Genomic DNA, 17,875 nt, shown 5'->3' with positions numbered 1-17,875 from the left:
GGGGCTACTCGCAGGCGACGCCGTCGCCGTCGCGGTCCAGGCCGCCGCGGTAGCCCGGCTGGCCGGCCAGGATCGGGGTGGCGCCGGCCGCCCGGGCGGCCGCGCAATTCGAGAAGTCGATCTCGCCGGGCGGTGGCATCGGGGCGGCAAACGGCACCGGTTCCGCCGGGGCAGGCTCGGACTCCGGCGGTGGCGGCACGTCCGGCGCGCCGGAGCCGGCGCTGAGAATCCGTGCGATCGCATCGTGCTCGGCCTGAGTGATCCACAGCCCGTAGGCGGCCTTGACGTCGACGATCCGCGAGACGTAGGTGTAGCGGTAGGACTTGTTGGGCGGCAACCACGTTGCCGCATCCCCGTCGCCCTTCTCCTCGTTGATCGGCCCGTCGGTGGCCTGCAGGTTGGCCGGGTCGTTGGCGAAGTTGCGCCGGGTGAGCTCATCCCAGCCCTGGGCGCCCTTCTGCCAGGCGTCCGACAGCGCCACGATGTGGTCGATCTGCACCGCCCGGGAGGTGCCCCGGCCGCGCTGGAAGGGGATCGCGGTACGGGTGTAGGGATCGTTCAAGACTCCCGAGAGCACGACGCAATCGTTTGTGCCCGGCTTGAGTTCGATGTCGACCAGGTCGCGGCGCAGGATGTCGTTGCGGGTGTCGCAGCCGTTGTGGCCGTCGGGCACGGTGACGTCGTCACTCCACGCCGGGCCGAACACCGCACGCTCATAACCGGTTTTGGGTGCGCGGCCCTTGATCGCCAAGGTCTCGAGCTTGGCCAGCGCAGCGGCGGTGACGGGATCGGCCGGCGGCGGTTCGGCGGCGGCCACGGCCGGTGTGAACATCAGCAGGGCCGCCATCAGCAGGGCGTAACCCCGGAAGCGGCGTCGCCGGTAGACCACGGAACTACCTCTCTGCTGGGCTGGCGCGGACGTTACCAGCGGGCTCCGACACCGTAATCCAGCAAACGGTCGACACCACCTACGTAGGCTGGGCCGATGCGGGTCCACCCCGAAGTCGCCGATGCGCTGGCCGCCGGCCGGGCCGTGGTGGCGCTGGAGAGCACGATCATCAGCCACGGCCTGCCGCACCCTGACAATCTGCGCATCGCCCGCCAGATCGAGGACGCGGTGCGCGCCGGCGGAGCGGTTCCGGCCACCATCGCGATCCTCGACGGCCGGCCGCACATCGGACTCGACGACAATGCGCTGCACCGCATCGCCGCCGGTGGCACGGCGATCAAGGTCAGTGTCCGCGACCTCGCGATGCTGGCCGGGGTGGGCGGCGACGGTGCGACCACCGTCGCCGCGACCGCGCACCTGGCGGCCGCGGCCGGCATCACGGTGTTCGCCACCGGCGGGCTGGGCGGGGTGCACCGCGGCGCCCGGGACAGCTACGACGAGTCCGCCGACCTGACCACGCTGTCGCGCACGCCGGTGCTGGTGGTGTGCTCGGGCGTCAAATCGATTCTGGACATCGGTGCGACGCTGGAGCGGTTGGAGACGCTGTCGGTGGGGGTGATCGGTTACCGCACCGACCGCTTCCCGGCGTTCTACCTCGCCGATTCCGGTCACCCGGTCGATTGGCGGGTCGACACCCCGGGGCAGGTCGCGGCGGTGCTACGGGCCCGTGACCGGCTCGGCGCCGGCGGTTACGGGCTGGTGCTGGCCAACCCGATCCCCGCCGGCGCCGAACTGGATCGCGCGCTGCACGATCGGGTCCTGGCCGATGGGCTGGCCGCCGCCGAGGCGGCCGGGGTGCGCGGCAAGGACGTCACCCCGTTCCTGCTCGACCACTTCCACCACGGCACCCGCGGTGCGTCGGTGAACGCCAATGTCGCACTGGTGCTGGCCAATGCCCGGCTGGCGGCGGAGACCGCCGTCGCCTACCGTTTCACGACTTAGTGGGCGTAACGGTCGCGCAGCTTGGTCAGCGTCGCCTCGGGTCCCGCATCGACGACAACGACAGTCATGACGTCGCCATTCGTGTCGGTGCCGAGTTGAGCGTCGCAGTGTTCGGCGACAATTGGCACCCCGGATCGGCCGAGCGTAGGGCGCCGTCGCAGCGGATGCTGGTGGTATGGACGCGATGTTCGGCGGGTCGCGCGGCTCGGGGACCAACGACAAGGCCGGGTCGATACTGAACCTGTTGCGCTGGACGTCGGCCCGATTGATCAAGGAAACCTTCGATCCGGCCACCGAACACGCCTATCCACACATGGACGCACCCGGACGGGCTTTGCGTGAACGCTTACCCGCCGCACGGATTTTCGCGTAGCATGAACCTTTATAACCGCTGGTCTGACCGACACATCCCGCCGGCAGGCTACGACCACGGCGGGAGGCGGTCTATGGGCGTTGCGTCGGGCCGGGGCGTCGCGTGAGCATCGCGGCCCCTCCGCTCAATGACCTACTGCCGACGCGGCCGTACCCGGCCAGAGTCGGCCCGCGAGGGGCGTTGGCCTACCGGCTCATCACCACCACCGATCACAAACTGATCGGCATCTTGTACATGGTGACGACGTTCGGGTTCTTCTTGGTCGGCGGCCTGATGGCGCTGCTGATGCGCACCGAACTGGCCGCGCCGGGCATGCAGTTCCTGTCCACCGAGCAGTACAACCAGCTGTTCACCATGCACGGCACCATCATGCTGCTGCTCTACGCCACGCCTATCGTCTTCGGCTTCGCCAACCTGGTGTTGCCGCTGCAGATCGGTGCTCCCGACGTGGCGTTCCCGCGACTCAACGCATTCAGCTACTGGCTGTATCTGTTCGGCGGGCTGATCGTCCTGGCCGGTTTCCTGACGCCGGGCGGCGCCGCGGACTTCGGCTGGACCGCCTACACGCCGCTGAGCACCGCGGCCCATTCGGCCGGTGCGGGCGGTGACCTGTGGATCATGGGCCTGGTGGTCTCGGGCCTGGGCACCATCCTGGGCGCGGTCAACATGATCACCACCGTGGTCTGCATGCGCGCCCCCGGGATGACGATGTTCCGGATGCCGATCTTCACCTGGAACACCCTGATCACCTCGATCATGGTGCTGATCGTCTTCCCGCTGCTGACCGCGGCGCTGCTCGGTCTGGCAGTCGACCGGCACCTGGGCGCACACATCTACGACGCCTCGAACGGCGGAGTGTTGTTGTGGCAGCACCTGTTCTGGTATTTCGGGCACCCCGAGGTGTATATCGTCGCGTTGCCGTTCTTCGGCATCGTCACCGAGATCTTCCCGGTGTTCTCCCGCAAGCCCACGTTCGGTTACACGCAGATGGTCTACGCGACGATGAGCATTGCCGGCCTGTCGACGGCGGTGTGGGCGCACCACATGTTCGCCACCGGCGCTGTACTGCTGCCGTTCTTCTCGATCCTGAGCTACATGATCGCTATCCCGACCGGCATCAAGTTCTTCAACTGGATCGGGACGATGTGGAAGGGCCAGTTGACATTTGAGACGCCGATGCTGTTCTCGGTGGGTTTCGCCGTGACGTTCCTGGCGGGTGGTCTGACCGGGGTGATGCTGGCCAGCCCACCTCTGGACTTCCATGTCACCGACAGCTATTTCCTGGTGGCGCACTTCCACTACGTGCTGTTCGGGACGATCGTCTTCGCCACCTATGCCGGAATCTACTTCTGGTTCCCGAAGATGACCGGGCGGCTGCTCAACGAGCGGCTGGGCAAGCTGCACTTCTGGCTGACGTTCATCGGGTTTCACACCACGTTCCTGGTGCAGCACTGGCTGGGCAATACGGGCATGCCGCGCCGCTACGCCGACTACCTGCCGAGCGACGGCTTCCAGAGCTCCAACATCGTCTCCACGGTAGGGGCATTCATCCTCGCCACCTCGGTGGTGCCGTTCGTGTGGAACGTATTCCGCAGCTGGCGCTACGGCGAGGTCGTCACGGTCGACGACCCGTGGGGTTACGGCAACTCGCTGGAGTGGGCCACCAGCTGCCCGCCGCCGCGGCACAACTTCACCGAATTGCCCCGGATCCGTTCGGAGCGGCCGGCTTTCGAGCTGCACTACCCGCATATGGTGCCGCGACTGCGCGCCGAGATACACGTGAGGCATCGTGATGGCATCCCCACGCAGTGACCAGCCACTCCCGCAGCCCAAGGGCAGAGGCGGGGTGAAGGTGGCATCGGCAGTGATCCGAGTGTCGAACCTGGGCCGCTCGCTCCGGTATTACTGCGATGTTTTCGGGTTCCGTGTCACGCTTCGGGAAAGCGACGTGGCCCTACTGCTGTCGCCGAGTGGGTTTCAGCTCTACCTGAACTCCATCGATCCGTCCCGGAGACATGATCGCGGGACCATCGGGGTCGAATTCCTGATGTGGGCCACCGACAGTCGAGAAGAACTGGAGGCGATCGAGCAACGCCTGCGCGAGCACGACCCCGCGGTATTCATCCACGTCGACAGCGGTGTGACGTTCGTGGAGGGCTGCGATCCGGATCGGACTCGGGTCGTCGTCGCCTATCCCAGTCCAGATCACCTGCCGAGGCAGATCGTCGCCCCTGCGCTGCGCGGCTGATCGGCGCCGGTCAGTTGCCGGCGAACCTGGCGATGCACATCTCCGGCTCGGCAAACGGCTCCAGCGTGGCGTCGGCCCCGCTGCCGTTCAGCAGTCCGCGCAACAGGCCCAGGTGCATGCCGCAACTGACCTCCGGGTGGGTGCGTGCCAGGTCGCGAACCGGGCATGCGTACAGCCGGATGGTGCATTGGGTCGGGCCGTCGCCGTCGGTGTTCTCGATCAGTTCGGGGCCGAAGCCCATCCGCTCGAAGATCCCGGCGATCTGGTCGGCGGCGTCCTCAGTACCACCGTGCGCGCCCGGCTCGTCTGGATCATCGTCGTTGGACAGGATCCGCTCGGCCCAGCGGCGGCCGGCCCGCTCGGCGCGTTCCCGGCGTTCGGCGACGGTGTCGCCGAGCTCCATCGCGAGGACCTCCGCGAGGCTGCGGTAGTCCAGACGGTCGCGCACGGCGACGTATCCGGTGCGGGGGCGCCCGACGCCGTCGCGCTTGATCCGGGTCCGCGCGACCGAGCCGTCTTCGCACAGCGCGTCGAGATGGAACCGCACGGTGGTGATGTGCAGGCCCATCTGGTCGGCGATCTCGCTGGCGTCGACGGGGCCGTCGGCCTCGCCGACCAGCCGCATCACGCGTTCGCGCTGCTGGTTACGGGGCAGTCGCCGGCTGCGCATCCCACGTCGCTGGTCTTGCATCGCCGCACCTCCTGGCCCTGGTATTCGTCAAAATTAATGGCCGATATCTGTTTGCGCCAGCCCCGAAATTCTCGGGGCCGTTGTTCAGTTGGATGTGACCGACCCCCTAGGACGCCCACCCGGTAACGTCGCTCGGGTGCTGCTGTCTTCGCTGGTCTCCGCCGCCGACGATATCGCCGACGCGGTGCGCGTTCAGGACACTCTACTTAGTAGAGGTGAACTAGTCGCCTCGGCGGCTTCAGTGTCGTCCGATCTCGGGGGCGCTCGGCGCGTCGCGGTGCTGGCCAGCCCTTCTGCGACCACAGTGCTGGCCGTCACGGGCTGCCTGTTGGCCGGGATTCCGGTGGTGCCGGTCCCCGCCGACGTCGGCGCGGCCGAACGCGAGCACATCGTGACGGACTCCGGTGCGCAGGCCTGGCTGGGGGAGCGGCCCGACGACCTCGCCGGGCTGCCGCACGTGCCGGTGCGGCGGGGTGGCGAAGGGTCGTCGCGCCTCACTGAACCAGCGGGTTCAGAAGACGGCACCGCACTGATCATCTACACCTCCGGCACTACCGGCCCGCCCAAGGGCGTCCTGTTGAGCCGGCGGGCGCTGGCCGCCGACCTGGACGCGCTGGCCGAGGCCTGGCAGTGGACCGCCGACGATGTGCTGGTTCACGGCCTGCCGCTGTATCACGTACACGGTTTGGTGCTGGGACTGCTGGGGTCGCTGCGGGTCGGAAACCGCTTCGTGCACACCGGCAAACCCACCCCGGAGGCCTACGCCGCGGCCGGGGGTTCGATGTACTTCGGGGTGCCCACCGTGTGGTCGCGGGTGGTGGCCGACACCGCCGCCGCCGAGGCGCTGCGGCCGGCACGGCTGCTGGTGTCGGGCAGTGCGGCGCTGCCGGTTCCGGTGTTCGACCGGATCGTCGGGCTCACCGGCCACGCGCCCATCGAGCGGTATGGCAGCACCGAATCACTGATCACGGTGAGCACCAGGGCCGACGGTGAGCGACGGCCCGGCTGGGTGGGCCTGCCGCTGCGCGGCGTGCGGACCCGGTTGGTCGATGAGGACGGCGAATCGGTTCCGCACGACGGAGCCGCCATCGGTCGCCTGATGGTGCAGAGCCCGACCCTGTTCGACGGCTATCTCAACCGCCCGGACGCCACCGCGGACGCCTTCGACGCCGACGGCTGGTACCGGACCGGGGACGTCGCGGTGATCGACGCCGACGGGATGCACCGCATCGTCGGGCGCGAATCGGTCGATCTGATCAAGACCGGCGGCTTCCGGGTCGGCGCCGGCGAGATCGAGACCGCGTTGCTGGGTCATCCCGGGGTGGCCGAGGTGGCGGTCGTCGGTCTGCCCGACGAGGATCTGGGGCAGCGCATCGTGGCATTCGTTGTCGCCCGGGCGGGCGGCAGGACGCGGCCCGACGAGCTGATCGATTATGTGGCGCAGCAGCTTTCGGTGCACAAGCGGCCGCGTGAGGTGCGGATCGTGGATGCGTTGCCGCGCAATGCGATGGGAAAGGTCCTCAAGAAGGCATTGCTGACGTAGGCTCGCGTCAGCGTGACTCGCAACCAGAAGGGTGGGCCCTGTCCATGACGCGATTCAGCCTCGCCGTACTCGCTGCCTTCGCTGCTGCGGCTCTTGCGCTCGGTGGCTGCTCGACGGTGGAGAAGGCCATCAACAAGGGCGGCGACACCAGCTGTCAGGACTTCAACAGCGAGGGCGACGACAAGCAGCGGTCCGCGGTCTCCAAGATGCTCAAGGACAAGAACGGCAATGAGCCGTCCAACCTGGAGCTCTCCGCGACACGAGTGGCGGTCAGCGCCTTCTGCAAGACCATCGGGAAAGACAGCAGCAAGATCAGCGAGGCGATGCTGTAGCGCTGGTCCTCGCCTGCGAGCAGGGTCCCGCCGGCTCCCAGTGCCGCATCGCGGCCTCGACGCCGTCGTCATCGAGGGCGGGCACCGGCAGGGGGGACTGGTCACCGCGGTTGCGCATGCCGTCGAGCAGCAGGGCCACATAGCGGCGCCACAGCTGGGCGTCGACGTGACCGGCGAACTCGCTGACCGTTCCCGACAGCAGCCCGAAGATCGGCATATCGGTGGATGACATACCGGGACGCATGTGGCCGTCGGCGCAGGCGCGATCGACGAGCTGCTTCAGCAGTGGGACGAGCCGGTCCTGTACGGCCGACACGCGATTGCCGCCGTATCCCTTGCTGAAGGCGATCTCTCGCAGGCCCCGGTCGGTGGCGGTGATCTCACACATCTGCTCGACGTAGGTGGCGAAACCTTGCCATGAATTTTCTTGTTGCAGAGCCGATTCCGCCAGGTCGGCGAGCTGGTTCATGCCGTCTTCGAAGATGGCCTCCAGCAACTCCTCCTTGCTGGCGAAGCGGCGATAGACGGTTCCCACGCCCACACCCGCATGGTGTGCGACGTCGTTGAGGTTGGGTTCGAGGCCCTTGTTGGCGAACAGCTCGCGGGCGGCCTCCAACACCCGCTTGCGATTACGCTCGGCGTCCTTGCGCAACGGGCGGGCAGTGTCCTCACTCACACTCACCCGGCCCAGTGTAATGCAAACAACAGGTAAACCGGATTGACTTCATCCACTTATGTAGTTAGCTTAGCTACCTGGAATTGCCTACGCCGGCCGCCGCTCGGCGACGACGAAGACGACGGGGAAGGTGGCCATGAAAAGGCTGATCGGACGGGTTTGGCTGCCTGCCCTGGTTGTGATCGCGGTCGCGGCGGGCGGTATCGCGGTCTCGCAACTGCGGACGGTTTTCGGGTCGCATCCGGTGGTGGTGACCGACCTGTCCTCGGACAACGCCGAGGACTTCAACCCGAAATTCGTGACCTACGAGATCTTCGGCACCGGCAGCACCGCCGTCATCAATTACATGGACCTCGAGGGCCGGCCGCAACGTGTCGCGGGCGCGCCCCTGCCGTGGAAGTTGACCCTGCAGACCACCCTGCCCTCGGTGATGCCCAACATCCTCGCCCAGGGCGACGGCGATCAGATCGGCTGCCGGGTCACCGTCGATGACGAACTCAAGCAGGAGCGCACCGCCTCCGGCCTCAACGCCGAGACCTACTGCTTCGTGAAGGCAGCATGAGCGCGCCGACGTACGACGCGCCCAAGCACGCCGTCCCGGTGGCGCCGGCCCGCCCATGGCTGCCGCGGTTCATCCGGACCTTCGCGGTGCCGATCGTGCTGGCGTGGATCGGCCTGATCTTCGTACTGAATACCGTTGTCCCGCAGCTCGAAGAGGTCGGCAAGCTGCGCGCCGTCTCGATGAGCCCTAACGACGCCCCGTCGATGATCGCCACCAAGCGCGTCGGAAAAGTGTTCCAGGAGTACGACACTTCCAGCTCGGTGATGATCGTGCTGGAGGGCGAGCAGCCCCTGGGCGCCGAGGCGCACGAGTTCTACGACCAGATGGTGCGCGATCTGCGTGCCGACACCACCCACGTGCAGCACGTGCAGGACTTCTGGGGCGACACACTGACCGCCAAGGGCGCCCAGAGCGCCGACGGCAAGGCCGCCTACGTGCAGGTCTACATCGCCGGCGACCAGGGCGAGACACTGGCCAACGAGTCGGTGGACGCGGTGCGCCACATCGCATCCGAAGGCCCCGCGCCGGCCGGCGTTAAGGCCTACGTGACGGGCCCCGCGGCAACGAGTTCCGACCAGAACCACGTCGGCGACAAGAGCATGGAGACCATCGAACTGCTCACGTTCGCCGTCATCACGGTGATGCTGCTGGGCGTGTACCGGTCGGTCATCACCACACTGATCGTGCTGCTGATGGTCGTGCTCGAGCTCTCCGGAGCCCGGGGACTGGTGGCATTCCTGGGATACCACAATCTGTTCGGCCTGACGACCTTCGCAACCAACATGTTGGTGACGCTGGCCATCGCCGCGTCCACCGATTACGCGATCTTCCTGATCGGCCGATATCAGGAGGCTCGCAAGGTTGGCGAAGACCGAGAATCCGCGTACTACACCATGTTCGGAGGCACCGCCCATGTGGTGCTGGCCTCCGGTCTGACCATCGCCGGAGCCACGTTCTGCCTGCACTTCACCCGGCTGCCGTACTTCCAGACGATGGGCTTCCCGCTGTCGATCGGCATGGTGCTCGTGGTCGCCGCGGCCCTGACGCTGGGTCCCGCGGTCATCTCGTTGGTCGGTCGCTTCGGCCGGGTGCTCGAGCCCAAGCGCATCACCCGGTCGACCGGGTGGCACCGGGTCGGTACCACCACCGTTCGCTGGCCGGGCGCGGTCCTGGTGGGCGCGGTGGCGGCGTCGCTGATCGGCCTGCTCGCGCTGCCCGGCTATCACACCAGCTACAACGACCGCACGTATCTGCCCGATGACGTCGCGGCAAATGTGGGCTACTCGGCGGCCTTCCGGCACTTCTCCCAGGCGAAGATGAACCCGGACCTGATGATGATCGAAACCGACCGCGACCTGCGCAACCCGACGGACTTCCTGGTGATCGACAGGATCGCCAAAGCGCTGAAGAACGTGCACGGCATCGCCCAGGTGCAGACCATCACCCGCCCGGACGGGGATCCGATCAAGCATTCGACGATTCCGTACACCATCGGCCAGAGCGGCACCGCCCAGCTGATGAACAACGACTACATGCAGACCAACCTGGAGAACCTGCTCAAGCAGGCCGACGACCTGCAGGCCAGCATCGACTCGATGACCGAGATGATGAGCATCCAGCAGGATCTGGCCGCGGTGTCGCAGCGGATGGCCGACAAGATGGCCAACACGGCGGTGGACATCGGCGAAATGCGGGACCACATGGCCGATTTCGACGATTTCTTCCGGGTGTTCCGCAACTACTTCTATTGGGAGCCGCACTGCTTCGACATCCCGATCTGCCATGCGTTGCGGTCGATCTTCGACACGATGGACGGCATCGATGTCATGTCCGGCGATTTCGACGACCTGGTGCCCGACATGCAACGCATGGCCGAGCTGATGCCGCGGATGGTCGCGGTGATGCCGGCGCAGATCCAGTCGATGAAGAACCAGAAGCAGACGCTGCTCAATCAGTACCAGGTGCAGAAGGCGCAGCAGGACCAGAACATCGCGATGCAGCAGAACTCCACCGCGATGAGCGAGGCCTTCGACACGGCCAAGAACGACGACTCGTTCTACCTTCCGCCGGAGGCCTTCGAGACCGCCGACTTCAAGCGCGGCATCAAGCTGTTCATGTCACCTGACGGACATGCGGTGCGGTTCACCATCATTCACCAGGGTGACCCGTTGACGCCGGAGGGAATCTCACGCATCCAGCCGCTCAAGGTCGCCGCTGCCGACGCGATCAAGGGAACGCCGTTCGAGGGCGCCAGGATCTACCTCGGTGGCAGCGCCGCGATGTTCTACGACATGCAGCAGGGCGCCAACTACGACTTGCTGATCGTTGCGGCGGCAGCACTGGTGCTGATCTTCATCATCATGATGGTGCTCACCCGCGCCGTGGTCGCCGCAACGGTGATCGTGGGCACGGTGGTGCTCAGCCTTGCCTCCGCGTTCGGCCTGTCGGTGATGCTCTGGCAGCACATCGTCGGCATCCCGCTGCACTGGATGGTGCTGCCGATGTCCATCATCGTGCTGCTCGCCGTCGGTGCGGACTACAACCTGCTGCTGGTCTCACGCATCAAGGAGGAGATCCACGCCGGCCTGCACACCGGGCTGATCCGGGCCATGGTCGGCACCGGCGCGGTGGTCACCGCCGCGGGTCTGGTGTTCGCCTTCACCATGGCCTCGATGGCGGTCAGCGCGCTGATCGTGATCGGGCAGGTCGGCACGACCATCGGGTTGGGCCTGCTCTTCGACACCTTGATCGTGCGGTCCCTGATGACACCGTCGATCGCCACCCTGCTCGGGCGCTGGTTCTGGTGGCCGCAGATCGTGCGGCCCCGCCCGCGTCCGCAGCCCTGGCCGCAACCGAGTCGGCCCGCCCCCGCGGAGGAGCAGGCGGCCCTGGTCTGACGCGCTATTTTCTGGCGCGAGCGTGCAGGAGCGTCCGCCATTTCCCCAGGTGGGGCCGGACATTAGTGCACGGTCGCGGGGTTAGTTGGCGTGCAGGGCCTCGTTGAGGGCGATGCCCTGCCCGTCGCGGGCGACGACCTCGACCGCCCCGGTCGTCGAATTGCGCCGGAACAACAGGTTGTTGCCGCCGGCCAGATCCCGCGCCTTGACCGAGGTGCCGTCGGGCATGACGACCTTGGTGCCGGCCGTCACGTAGAGCCCGGCCTCGACCACGCAGTCGTCGCCCAACGGGATGCCCAGCCCGGAGTTGGCCCCGAGTAGGCACCGCTGGCCGATCGAGATCACCTCGGTCCCACCGCCGGACAGCGTGCCCATGATGGAGGCGCCCCCGCCGACGTCGGAGCCGTCGCCCACCACCACGCCCGCTGAGATGCGGCCCTCCACCATCGAGGTGCCCAGCGTCCCGGCGTTGAAGTTCACGAAGCCCTCGTGCATCACCGTGGTGCCGGAGGCCAGGTGCGCGCCCAGGCGAACGCGGTCGGCGTCGGCGATGCGCACGCCCGAGGGCAGCACGTAGTCGACCATGCGCGGGAACTTGTCCACGCCGTAGACGGTCACCTGACCGCGGCGGCGCAACCGGGCACGGGTGGACTCGAAGCCCTCGACCGCGCACGGCCCGTGATTGGTCCACACCACATTGCTCAGCACCCCGAACAGGCCGCCCGCGTTCAGCCCGTGCGGAGCCACCAGCCGGTGCGAAAGCAGGTGCAGCCGCAGGTAGGCGTCGTAGGCATCGACGGCCGGGTCGTCCAGCGAACCGATCGCCGTGCGTACCGCCACCACCTCGGTGCCGCGGTCCTCGTCGCGACCGAGCAGGCCGGCCAGCTCGGCGGGCACATCGGCGGCGGAAAGCCGGGTGGTGCCGGAATCGGCGGTGCTGCTCAGCTCAGGGGCCGGGAACCAGGTGTCGAGAACCGATCCGTCGGCGGCCAGTGTCGCCACCCCAATGCCCGAAGCTGCAGTCATAGGGCTCAACGCTACTAGGCTGAGCGGGTGCTGGATCTGCGCGGGGACCCGATCGAACTGACCGCGGCGCTGGTGGACATCCCCAGTGAATCGCGGCACGAAGCGCGGATCGCCGACGAGGTGGAAGCCGCGCTGCGCGCCCAGTTGCCTCCCGCTTTGGGCTTCGAGATCGTCCGCGACGGCGACGCCGTGCTGGCCCGCACCCGATTGGGCCGGCCGACCCGGGTGCTGCTGGCCGGGCACCTCGACACCGTGCCGGCGGCCGGCAATGTTCCCAGCAGACGGGACGGCGACGTGTTGCACGGCTGCGGCACCGTCGACATGAAATCCGGCGACGCCGTCTTCCTGCATCTGGCCGCCACCGTCACCGATCCCACTCACGACCTCACCCTGGTCTTCTACGACTGCGAGGAGATCGACGCGGCGGCCAACGGCCTGGGCCGTATCGAGGCCAACCTGCCGGACTGGCTGGCGGCCGACCTCGCCGTCCTCGGCGAGCCGACCGGCGGCTACATCGAGGCGGGCTGCCAGGGCACCCTGCGCGTCGTGGTCACCGCGGCCGGCGCCCGGGCGCACTCGGCGCGATCCTGGCTGGGGGACAACGCCATTCATAAACTGGGGGCGGTGCTCGACCGGCTCGCTGCCTACCAGCCGCGCAGCATCGACATCGACGGCTGCGTCTACCGTGAGGGCCTGTCGGCGGTCCGGATCGACGGCGGGGTGGCCGGCAACGTCATTCCCGACGCCGCAAGCGTCACGGTGAACTTCCGGTTCGCGCCGGACCGCAGCCTCGCCGAGGCGCTGACGCACGTGCGCGAGGTGTTCGACGGGCTCGACGTGACGATCGAGCAGACCGACGGCGCCGCCGGCGCGCTGCCGGGACTCACCGCGCCGGCGGCGGCCGGACTGGTGGCGGCCGCCGACGGCCGGGTGCGGGCCAAGTACGGCTGGACCGACGTGTCCCGCTTCGCCGCCCGCGGCATTCCCGCGGTCAACTACGGGCCGGGGGACCCCAACCTCGCCCACACCGTCGAGGAGCGGGTGCCGGTCGAGCAGATCACCGCCGTCGCCGAGCTGTTGCGCGGCTTCCTGTCCGCTTAACCCGCCCGGGCCCGGGCCAACGCTGACCGGCCGAACGCGCAATCCACCTCGCCGCACAGCCTCGCCAGCGAGTCCACGGCCCGGGCATCGCCGAGCCGGGCCGCGGTGTCCCAGGCCTGCAGCGCCACCGCCGATTGCCCGGTGCGCTCGGCCATCGCCGCGGCGTTGCGTGCGGCGGTGATCGCCCCGTGCTGGTCACGCACACTCGCCAGCTGCCAGGCCCGGGCCATGCCCAACTCCGGGGCGAATAGCGCGGACTTGGTCCCGTGCCGGGAGTCGGCCCGGCTCAACGCCTTTGCCGCGCCGGCGATGTCAGCTTGGCGGGCCAGCGCGGTGGCCAGCAACGTCAGCGACAGCGGGCCCCAGGAGTAGCCGGTGCGCTCCAGGGTGGCCGAAGCCGGCCGCAGCAACTGCGCCGCGCCGCCGTAGTCGTCGGCGGCCAGCAACACGTGTGCCACCAGCACCTCGCCGATCGCTCGTCCGGGTTGCTGGAGTTCGGCGAAATCGGTGAACTGCCAAGCGAGTTCGCGGGCCTCGGTGAGCCGGTCGGTCATCAGCATCACGGTGATCTCGGCCAGCCCGATGGTGAAGCGCAGCAGTCCGGGATGCTCGGCGTCCAGGGCGCGGCGCGCCAAGGGGTCGACGTCGTCGAACCGGCCGGCCCGGGCCGCGCACAGGGCAGCGGCGCTGCCCGCCCAGGCCACCGCCATGTCGTCGGCGGCCGGGTCGCCCAGCACGGCAGCAGCGGCCTCGGAGGCCCGGCCGATGTTGCCGGCGTTCATCGCGAAGGTGGCGCCCAGTGCGTCCAGGGTGATCCGCGGAGCCGGGCTCGCGACCCGGCCGCGGGTGGTGGCAAGGAACGCGGTGGCGCGCTCGGGCTCGCCCAGCATGAAGAACTGGTTGGCGGCGCGCGGTAGCGCCCAGGCCATCAGCTCCGCCTCGGTGAGCCCGGCCGGATCCACCTCGGACAGCACGGCGTCGGCGTCGCGCCCGCGGCCCTGCCAACCCAGTGCATGGGCCAGCGCCAGCCGAGCGGGCAGCCCACCGTCACGGTCCAGAGCGCTGCGTGCCAGTCGCTCGCCCAGGTTCACGTCCCCCAGCCGCAGGGCCTGCGCGGCGGCGGCCACCACCTGCTCCACCGGCTGCGGCGCATCGCTTTCGGTGGCCAGTGCCGCCAGCCGCAGTTGCTCGCCGATGTGCTCGGCTGGCCCGGCTACCCCGACCAGTTCGGTGCGCAGCCGCCGCGCACCGGCGGGACCCAGGGCCGCAAGCGCCCGTTCGGCGAACAGCGGGTGAGCGGTGTAGACCACCGGGTCGGGTCCGTCACCGCCCCGGTGGCGGGTCTCCACCGCGCCAAGCTCCTCGGCCAGGTGCACCGCGTCGTCGCCGGCCAGCGCACTCAGGACGGACGGCGACAGCGGTTCTAGGACGGCCAGGTAGTCCAGCGCCGCGCGCGCGGCCGGCGGCAGTTCGGCCAGGAAGGCGTCGACGTCGGGGGCGACACCGGTGGGTTCCGTGGCGATATCGATGCGGGTCAGCAGATCATCGCCCCAAAGGGCGGCCACCGGTGCCGGGGCATTCGCGTCGGCCCGGCCGGTGACGATCATCCGGGCCTCGCCGGCCAAGGCCAGCTGGTAGATCAGCGTCGCGGACAGGATGTCGAGGTGATGCGCGTCGTCGACGATCAACAGCAGCTCGGATTCGCCCCCGGTGATCGAGGCTCGTGCCGCCCGCAGCAGCGCGGCGGGCTTGCCGATCTCGGCGATCCGGACCAGGTGGCCCACGGCGCCGAACGGCACCGTTGCCTCCGCGGGAGTGCCGATCACCCAGCGCAGCAGGGTGTCCGGATGGCGGCGGGCGTGGTCTTCGGCGGCCAGCCGGGCCAACGTGGATTTACCGCAGCCGTCGGGACCGAGCACCACCGCTCCGGCCCGGGCCCCGTCCGCCCCGGCGTCGAGCGTTTCGATCAGCCGGTGCAGCGCCGCCGAATGCTCGGGGACGTTCCACCGGATCGGCACCGCGAAGATTTTACGGTCTGCGCCCTCGTCCGGTTAGCCTTTCGACTGTGCCGACGAATCCCTGGGCGGTCTGTGTGTACTGCGCGTCCGGTCCCACCGATCCTGAACTGCTGGAGCTGGCCGCCAAGGTCGGCGCCGCGATCGCCGAGCGGGGCTGGACCCTGGTGTGGGGCGGCGGCAATGTCTCGGCGATGGGTGCGCTGGCGTCGGCGGCCCGCGAGCACGGCGGCCGGACTGTCGGGGTCATCCCCAAGGCGCTGCTGCATCGCGAAGTGGCCGACGTCGACGCCGACGAGCTGATCGTCACCGACACCATGCGTGAACGTAAGCAGGTCATGGATGAGCGCGCCGATGCCTTCCTGACCCTGCCCGGCGGGATCGGCACGCTGGAAGAGCTGTTCGAGACGTGGACCGGCCGGTACCTGGGCCTGCATGACAAGCCGGTGGTGCTGCTGGACCCGGACGGGCACTACGACGGGCTGTGGAACTGGCTGTCCGGACTGTTGGACACCGGCTTCGTGGCGCAGCGGGCGATGGACCGGCTGCAGGTCTTCGGCAAGATCGAGGAGGCGCTGGCCGCCTGCGCATCCGGTACCGTCGGTATCGATTAGGCTCTGCTGTCGTGTCTGATCACAACTCCGGTGCCGTCACTCGGGTGCGGCTGTCCGACATCGCGACCCGGCTGCCCGCGCTGCTGGCCGACGCACCGTCGATCCTGAGCGGCGTGCGGACCGGCATGCTGGCCCGCCCGACATCCACGGCCTCGATCGGCAAGGTCTTCCAGGAACGCGCCGCGAAGTTCGGCGACCGGACCTTCATCCGGTTCGACGACCAACGGCTGACCTACCGCGAGGCCAACGCGACGGTCAACCGTTACGCCGCGGTGCTGGCCGGCCGCGGTGTCGGCCACGGCGACGTCGTCGGAATCATGCTGCGCAACTCGCCGAATGCGGTGCTGATGATGCTGGCCGTCGCCAAATGCGGCGCGGTCGCTGGGATGCTCAACTACCACCAGCGCGGCGATGTGCTCGCCCACAGCCTCGGACTGCTGGGCGCCAAGCTGTTGGTCTCGGAGTCGGATCTGGTGGCCGCGGTGCACGACAGCGGCGCACCCAACGAGCCGGTGACCATCGGCGAAGTGGAGCGCCTGGCCGCCACCGCACCCGCCGACAACCCGGAGTCGGTGTCGGCGGTGCTGGCCCGCGACACCGCGTTCTACATCTTCACCTCCGGCACCACCGGCTACCCCAAGGCCAGCGTGATGACCCACTACCGCTGGCTGCGGGCACTGGCGGCCTTCGGCGGGCTCGGGCTGCGGCTGCGCGGCAGCGACACCCTGTACTGCTGCCTGCCGCTCTATCACAACAACGCGCTGACGGTGGCGGTGTCCTCGGTGCTCAACGCCGGTGCGACGCTGGCGCTGGGCACTTCGTTCTCGGCGTCGCGGTTCTGGGATGAGGTGATCCGTTACGACGCGACGGCCTTCGTCTACATCGGCGAGGTCTGTCGCTACCTGCTCAACCAGCCGCCCAAACCCACCGACCGGGCCCACAAGGTGCGGGTGGCTTGCGGCAACGGTCTGCGGCCCGAGATCTGGGACGAGTTCACCCAACGATTCGGCATCAAGCGGATCTGCGAGTTCTACGCCGCCAGCGAGGGCAACACCGCCTTCCTCAACGTGTTCAACGTGCCGCGCAGCGTCGGGGTCTACCCGATGCCGCTGGCCTACGTGGAGTACGACCCCGACACCGGCGGCCCGCTGCGCGACGAGTCCGGCTGGGTGCGCCGGGTGCCGGCCGGCCAGCCCGGACTGCTGCTGTCCCCGGTGAACAAGCTGTCGCCGTTCGACGGCTACACCGACCCGGAGGCCACCGAGAAGAAGTTGGTGCGCAACGCCTTCAAGGACGGCGACTGCTGGTTCAACACCGGCGACCTGATGCGCCCACAGGGCATGGGGCACGCCGCGTTCGCCGACCGGCTTGGAGATACCTTCCGGTGGAAGGGCGAGAACGTCGCCACCACCCAGGTCGAGGCCGCACTAGACGCCGACGACTCGGTCGAGGAGTGCGCCGTCTACGGGGTGGAGGTGCCCGACACCGGCGGCCGGGCCGGGATGGCCGCGGTCAAGCTGCACGACGGCGCGACGTTCGACGGGCGGGGACTGGCCGCCGTCGTCTGCGACCGGCTGCCCGCCTATGCGGTGCCGCTGTTCGTGCGGCTGGTGGAGTCGATGGCGCACACCACCACGTTCAAGAGTCGCAAGGTGGAGCTGCGTGAGCAGGGCTACGGCGGCGGTGGCGCGGTCATCGACGACCCGCTGTACGTGCTGGCGGGCCGCGACGAAGGCTACGTGCCCTACTACGCCGACTACCCCGGCGAAGTGGCGGCCGGCAAGCGACCGCGGGGCTGACTTCTCCGCTTTTGCACCCAAACCGACGGTTTGCAGGTCACCACTCGAACTTTCTCTGCAGAACGTCGGTCTCGGCGCACCAGGGCTGGCCACTGCGGCGTCGTATC

16 protein-coding genes and 1 pseudogene are annotated in these 17,875 nt (G+C 68.5%); 11 read left to right on the top strand and 6 right to left on the bottom strand.

Features of this window, described 5'->3' with window-relative positions; translation table 11 throughout:
• Nucleotides 1-4: 4 nt before the first annotated feature.
• Nucleotides 5-847, bottom strand: coding sequence for a GmrSD restriction endonuclease domain-containing protein (locus K6T84_RS00515; RefSeq protein ID WP_408066038.1), 843 nt, complete (start codon nt 845-847; stop codon nt 5-7).
• A 138-nt stretch (nt 848-985) separates the two neighbouring features.
• Here K6T84_RS00515 and K6T84_RS00510 point away from each other — a divergent pair, with 138 nt between their 5' ends.
• Nucleotides 986-1,891: a pseudouridine-5'-phosphate glycosidase gene (locus tag K6T84_RS00510; RefSeq protein WP_224864934.1), complete on the top strand. Its 906-nt coding sequence runs from the start codon at nt 986-988 to the stop codon at nt 1,889-1,891.
• Here the strand turns inward: K6T84_RS00510 and K6T84_RS00505 are convergent.
• On the bottom strand, nt 1,888-2,019 hold the full coding sequence (locus tag K6T84_RS00505) for a hypothetical protein (RefSeq protein WP_255612439.1): 132 nt from the start codon (nt 2,017-2,019) through the stop codon (nt 1,888-1,890). The genes K6T84_RS00510 and K6T84_RS00505 overlap by 4 nt on opposite strands.
• A 59-nt stretch (nt 2,020-2,078) precedes the next feature.
• Here K6T84_RS00505 and K6T84_RS00500 point away from each other — a divergent pair.
• The 3 genes and pseudogenes from K6T84_RS00500 to K6T84_RS00490 all read left to right on the top strand — a co-directional run.
• A pseudogene (locus K6T84_RS00500) lies at nt 2,079-2,264 on the top strand (hypothetical protein); the annotation flags it as partial.
• A 102-nt stretch (nt 2,265-2,366) separates the two neighbouring features.
• Nucleotides 2,367-4,076 (top strand): aa3-type cytochrome oxidase subunit I, encoded by a 1,710-nt coding sequence (gene ctaD, locus K6T84_RS00495; RefSeq protein ID WP_225401658.1) that lies wholly within the window; start codon nt 2,367-2,369, stop codon nt 4,074-4,076.
• Nucleotides 4,057-4,512 carry a VOC family protein gene (locus K6T84_RS00490; RefSeq protein WP_224864936.1) on the top strand — a complete coding sequence of 152 codons (456 nt, stop codon included), beginning with the start codon at nt 4,057-4,059 and terminating at the stop codon, nt 4,510-4,512. The genes ctaD and K6T84_RS00490 overlap by 20 nt, the downstream gene beginning before the upstream one ends.
• A 10-nt stretch (nt 4,513-4,522) precedes the next feature.
• On the opposite strand, the gene K6T84_RS00485 is transcribed toward K6T84_RS00490, so the two are convergent.
• Entirely contained in the window at nt 4,523-5,203 is a 681-nt protein-coding gene (locus tag K6T84_RS00485) for a helix-turn-helix transcriptional regulator (protein ID WP_224864937.1), read from the bottom strand.
• Nucleotides 5,204-5,339: 136 nt separating this feature from the next.
• On the opposite strand from K6T84_RS00485, the gene K6T84_RS00480 reads away from it, so the two are divergent.
• The gene (locus K6T84_RS00480; protein WP_225401659.1) at nt 5,340-6,746 is read left to right on the top strand and encodes an acyl-CoA synthetase; all 1,407 of its coding nucleotides are present in this window, start codon (nt 5,340-5,342) and stop codon (nt 6,744-6,746) included.
• A gap of 44 nt (nt 6,747-6,790) precedes the next feature.
• A complete protein-coding gene (locus K6T84_RS00475) occupies nt 6,791-7,078 on the top strand; it encodes a hypothetical protein (protein ID WP_224864939.1) in 288 nt (95 codons plus the stop codon).
• Here the strand turns inward: K6T84_RS00475 and K6T84_RS00470 are convergent.
• Entirely contained in the window at nt 7,059-7,754 is a 696-nt protein-coding gene (locus K6T84_RS00470; RefSeq protein ID WP_225401984.1) for a TetR/AcrR family transcriptional regulator, read from the bottom strand. The two genes, K6T84_RS00475 and K6T84_RS00470, sit on opposite strands and share 20 nt — an antisense overlap.
• Nucleotides 7,755-7,890: 136 nt before the next feature.
• Here K6T84_RS00470 and K6T84_RS00465 point away from each other — a divergent pair, with 136 nt between their 5' ends.
• Both K6T84_RS00465 and K6T84_RS00460 read left to right on the top strand, forming a co-directional pair.
• On the top strand, nt 7,891-8,316 hold the full coding sequence (locus K6T84_RS00465) for an MmpS family transport accessory protein (RefSeq protein ID WP_224864940.1): 426 nt from the start codon (nt 7,891-7,893) through the stop codon (nt 8,314-8,316).
• Nucleotides 8,313-11,213 carry an MMPL/RND family transporter gene (locus K6T84_RS00460; protein ID WP_225401660.1) on the top strand — a complete coding sequence of 967 codons (2,901 nt, stop codon included), beginning with the start codon at nt 8,313-8,315 and terminating at the stop codon, nt 11,211-11,213. The genes K6T84_RS00465 and K6T84_RS00460 overlap by 4 nt, the downstream gene beginning before the upstream one ends.
• Before the next feature lie 81 nt (nt 11,214-11,294).
• Here K6T84_RS00460 and dapD read toward each other — a convergent pair whose 3' ends face one another.
• Nucleotides 11,295-12,248: a 2,3,4,5-tetrahydropyridine-2,6-dicarboxylate N-succinyltransferase gene (gene dapD, locus K6T84_RS00455; protein WP_224864942.1), complete on the bottom strand. Its 954-nt coding sequence runs from the start codon at nt 12,246-12,248 to the stop codon at nt 11,295-11,297.
• Between the two features lie 18 nt (nt 12,249-12,266).
• Here dapD and dapE point away from each other — a divergent pair, with 18 nt between their 5' ends.
• A complete protein-coding gene (gene dapE / locus K6T84_RS00450; protein ID WP_224864943.1) occupies nt 12,267-13,340 on the top strand; it encodes a succinyl-diaminopimelate desuccinylase in 1,074 nt (357 codons plus the stop codon).
• On the opposite strand, the gene K6T84_RS00445 is transcribed toward dapE, so the two are convergent.
• On the bottom strand, nt 13,337-15,358 hold the full coding sequence (locus tag K6T84_RS00445) for an AAA family ATPase (protein ID WP_225401661.1): 2,022 nt from the start codon (nt 15,356-15,358) through the stop codon (nt 13,337-13,339). The two genes, dapE and K6T84_RS00445, sit on opposite strands and share 4 nt — an antisense overlap.
• 47 nt (nt 15,359-15,405) lie before the next feature.
• Here K6T84_RS00445 and log point away from each other — a divergent pair, with 47 nt between their 5' ends.
• Both log and fadD6 read left to right on the top strand, forming a co-directional pair.
• Nucleotides 15,406-15,969 carry a cytokinin riboside 5'-monophosphate phosphoribohydrolase gene (gene log / locus K6T84_RS00440; RefSeq protein ID WP_225401662.1) on the top strand — a complete coding sequence of 188 codons (564 nt, stop codon included), beginning with the start codon at nt 15,406-15,408 and terminating at the stop codon, nt 15,967-15,969.
• An 11-nt stretch (nt 15,970-15,980) separates the two neighbouring features.
• Nucleotides 15,981-17,768, top strand: a complete 1,788-nt coding sequence (fadD6, locus tag K6T84_RS00435; protein ID WP_224864946.1) for a long-chain-acyl-CoA synthetase FadD6 — start codon at nt 15,981-15,983, stop codon at nt 17,766-17,768.
• The last annotated feature ends 107 nt before the right edge of the window (nt 17,769-17,875 follow it).

It is taken from the genome of Mycobacterium zoologicum, assembly GCF_020181635.2.
Lineage (GTDB): Bacteria > Actinomycetota > Actinomycetes > Mycobacteriales > Mycobacteriaceae > Mycobacterium > Mycobacterium zoologicum.
This window is presented reverse-complemented; position numbering and strand designations above follow the sequence as displayed.

Bases quoted from the DNA above. Each gene is read 5' to 3' on its own strand.
- K6T84_RS00515 (WP_408066038.1), bottom strand. From the start codon at position 847: ATGGCGGCCCTGCTGATGTTCACACCGGCCGTGGCCGCCGCCGAACCG.
- K6T84_RS00510 (WP_224864934.1), top strand. From the start codon at position 986: ATGCGGGTCCACCCCGAAGTCGCCGATGCGCTGGCCGCCGGCCGGGCC.
- K6T84_RS00490 (WP_224864936.1), top strand. From the start codon at position 4,057: ATGGCATCCCCACGCAGTGACCAGCCACTCCCGCAGCCCAAGGGCAGA.
- K6T84_RS00485 (WP_224864937.1), bottom strand. From the start codon at position 5,203: ATGCAAGACCAGCGACGTGGGATGCGCAGCCGGCGACTGCCCCGTAAC.
- K6T84_RS00475 (WP_224864939.1), top strand. From the start codon at position 6,791: ATGACGCGATTCAGCCTCGCCGTACTCGCTGCCTTCGCTGCTGCGGCT.
- K6T84_RS00465 (WP_224864940.1), top strand. From the start codon at position 7,891: ATGAAAAGGCTGATCGGACGGGTTTGGCTGCCTGCCCTGGTTGTGATC.
- K6T84_RS00460 (WP_225401660.1), top strand. From the start codon at position 8,313: ATGAGCGCGCCGACGTACGACGCGCCCAAGCACGCCGTCCCGGTGGCG.